The organism is Amycolatopsis sp. NPDC049252 (assembly GCF_043197175.1).
Classification (GTDB): domain Bacteria; phylum Actinomycetota; class Actinomycetes; order Mycobacteriales; family Pseudonocardiaceae; genus Amycolatopsis.
Genome location: NZ_JBICSQ010000179.1, coordinates 1 through 3,111 on the forward strand (window position 1 = coordinate 1; position 3,111 = coordinate 3,111).

Genomic DNA, 3,111 nt, shown 5'->3' on the forward strand with positions numbered 1-3,111 from the left:
CTCCAGCGGCACCGCCGCCATCGCCCCCGCCCGGTCGCGGGCCAGGTACTTCTCCTGCACTTCGGCCGCCTCGGCTTCGAACCCCATCCGGGCCGCCAGCCGGTTGTAGAAGTTCTTCTCCCGGCTGCCCATGCCGCCGAGGTAGAGCGCCGCGTAGCCGCGGACGGCGTCCGCGCAGGCCCGCCAGTCGTCGCCGACGACCAGGGGCACGGTCGGGACGACGTCGAAGCCCTCCATCGACCGGCCGGCCGCCTCGGCCCCGGCCCGGATCTGGGCCAGCTGCTCCCCCGCGTGGGCGGGCGAGAAGAACACCGGCAGCCAGCCGTCGGCGAGCTCGCCGGTCAGGGCCAGGTTCTTCGGTCCGATCGCGGCCAGGTACAGCGGAATGTGCTTGCGCGCCGGGCGGACGGTCAGCCGCAGCGCCTTGCCCGGGCCGTCCGGCAGCGGGAGCGTGAAGTGCTCGCCCTCGAACCGCACGCGTTCCCGGCGCAGCGCCGAGCGCACGATGGAGACGTACTCGCGGGTGCGGCCCAGCGGCGAGGCGAACCGCACGCCGTGCCAGCCTTCGGACACCTGCGGGCCGGACACGCCGAGCCCCAGGCGGAACCGGCCACCCGAGAGCGTGTCCAGGGTGGCGGCGGTCATCGCCGTCATCGCCGGGGTCCGGGCCGGGATCTGCAGCACCGCGGCGCCGACGTCGATCCGCGACGTCTGCGCCGCGATCCACGAGAGCACCGTCACCGCGTCCGAGCCGTAGGCCTCCGCCGCCCACACGACGGCGTAGCCCAGGTCGTCCGCATGTTTCGCCAGGGCCAGGTTCGCGGGGTCGTTCCCCGCTCCCCAGTAGCCGAGATTCAGTCCGAGTCGCACGGGGCCAGACCCTAACGGGGGCCCTTGTGGGCGACACGACTCACCTTGGTCAGGTCCGGGCGGGGTGGCCCACTAGGCTCGGCGGTCGTGGAAAAGCGACAGCTGGGCCGCTCGGGACTGCGTGTCTCGCGAATGGCGCTCGGCACCATGACCTGGGGTGGCGACACCGACGCGGAGGAAGCGGCGAGCCAGCTGGTCGCCTTCGTCGACGCCGGCGGCACCCTGGTGGACACCGCCGACATCTACGGCGAGGGCGAAGCCGAACGGGTGCTCGGCTCACTTCTGGGTGATCTCGTGCCGCGCGACGACGTCGTCCTCGCGACGAAGGCCGTCGCCCGCCGCACCGACGGCCCGTTCGGTGGCGGCGCCTCCCGCGGCGCGCTGCTCACCGCCCTCGACGGCTCGCTGAAACGCCTCGGCACCGACCACGTCGACCTCTGGCAGCTGCACGCGTGGGACTCGACCGTGCCGGTCGCCGAGACCCTCGCCGCGCTCGAGTACGCCGTCAACAGCGGCAAGGTCCGCTACGTCGGCGTCTCCAACTACTCCGGCTGGCAGCTGGCCACGGCCGCCGCCGGGGCCGCCGCCGTCGCGCCGCTCGTCTCCACCCAGGTCGAGTACTCCCTGCTGGAACGCGGGGTGGACCGCGAGGTCGTGCCCGCCGCCGCGCACCACGGCATCGGGCTGCTGCCTTGGGCGCCGCTCGGGCGCGGGGTACTGACCGGCAAGTACCGCACCGGCACGCCGGCCGACTCCCGCGGCGCCTCCAGCGTGTTCGCCGGGTACGTCGAGCACCACCGCACCGACCGGGCCGCGCGGATCGTGCAGGCGGTCGCCACCGCCGCCGACGGGCTCGGGACGTCCCCGCTCGCCGTCGCGCTGGCCTGGGTCCGCGACCGGCCCGGCGTGGTCGCCCCGGTCGTCGGCGCCCGCGACACCGGCCAGCTCACCGGCTCGCTGACCGCGGAGGAGATCACCCTCCCGCCCGCCATCCGGTCGGCGCTGGACGACGTCAGCGCGATCGCCGTCGGCTACCCGGAACGCTGGCCCCGATGATCGGCACCGTGATCAACACCACGGCAGGTGTCTGTTGGGTGACATGCACGTGACGGCAGAACGATCGTGGAGGATGCTGGTGAGGATTGCCCGCCGAGGAACAACCGGAGGCCCCAACGTGCGTCGGCTCACCGCCGCGTCGCGGATCGCGATCCCGCTCGCCGGTGTTCTGGTGCTCTCGGGCTGCTCCTCGGCCAAGTCGGACGGTGACGACCTGCAGATCGTCGCGAATCCGGTGGCCGCGCAGGCCGCCGTCTCCCCCGCGGTCACGGTGAAGCCCGCCGGCCAGGTCCTGCCCGGCGGCGCCGTTTCCGCGGTGGCCGTTTCGGGGTCGACCCTGGTCGTCGCTCTCGCTCAGCAGCCGTCTTTGCAGCTCTACGACCTGAATGCGCTCGCATCTCCCCCGGTGAATATGCCGTTATACGGCAAGGCTACGCGGTTGACCGTGGCACCGGGGCGGGTGGAGATCGCCGAACCGGATCAGGGTGTCGTGCAGCAGCTGACGGTGCCGGACCGGCAGCTCACGGAGACGAAGACGGGCGGGCGGCCGGCGTCGAGCATCGCCTACGGCGCCGATCGGCTCGTGGCGATGGGGGCGGCGAAGGACATCCAGGTGCTGCCCGCGAACGGTCCCGCGCGGACGATCGGCGGGCAGATCTACAGCGCCGACGACGTGCTGGCGTCCGGGACCGGTGTGGTGGTGCTGGACCGGCTGCGGACGGCCGTGTTCTCCGTGGACGTCGCCGGCGGCAAGATCAACGAGGGCCTGCGGGCGGGTGACGGCGCCGCCAACGCGGTCGCGGACTCCTACGGCCGGATCCTGGTGACGGACGCGCGCGCGGGGGCGCTGATCGCGTTCTCGGCGTCGCCGCTGATCATGCGGCAGCGCTACCCGGTGCCGGGTGGCGCGTACGGGATCGCCTACGACGCGAAGCGGAGCCTCGCCTGGGTGACGCTGACGGAACGCAACGAAGTGGTCGGGTTCGACGTCCGCGGCGGCGAACCAGTGGAGAAGTACCGGTTCCCCACCGTCCGCCAGCCGGATTCGGTGGGGGTCGACGACCAGAGCGGCCGGGTGATCATCGGCTCCGCCGCCGGAGAAGGGACCCAGGTGATCCAGCCATGACGACGGTCAGCGAGGCGGTGGTCGAAGGGGATTGGGAGTACCGCCGTCTGCACCTTCCC

Annotated in this window: 3 protein-coding genes; 2 read left to right on the plus strand and 1 reads right to left on the minus strand. The window is 72.9% G+C overall.

Annotation, left to right across the window (positions count from 1 at the left end; translation table 11 throughout):
* Positions 1–870, minus strand: an 870-nt coding sequence (locus ACGFMK_RS48915; RefSeq protein ID WP_392778931.1) for an LLM class F420-dependent oxidoreductase, incomplete at its 3' end; no start/stop codon positions are given.
* Between the two features lie 87 nt (positions 871–957).
* On the opposite strand from ACGFMK_RS48915, the gene ACGFMK_RS48920 reads away from it, so the two are divergent.
* The gene (locus tag ACGFMK_RS48920) at positions 958–1,926 is read left to right on the plus strand and encodes an aldo/keto reductase (protein WP_392778934.1); all 969 of its coding nucleotides are present in this window, start codon (positions 958–960) and stop codon (positions 1,924–1,926) included.
* Positions 1,927–2,044: 118 nt separating this feature from the next.
* Entirely contained in the window at positions 2,045–3,052 is a 1,008-nt protein-coding gene (locus ACGFMK_RS48925) for a YncE family protein (RefSeq protein WP_392778937.1), read from the plus strand.
* The last annotated feature ends 59 nt before the right edge of the window (positions 3,053–3,111 follow it).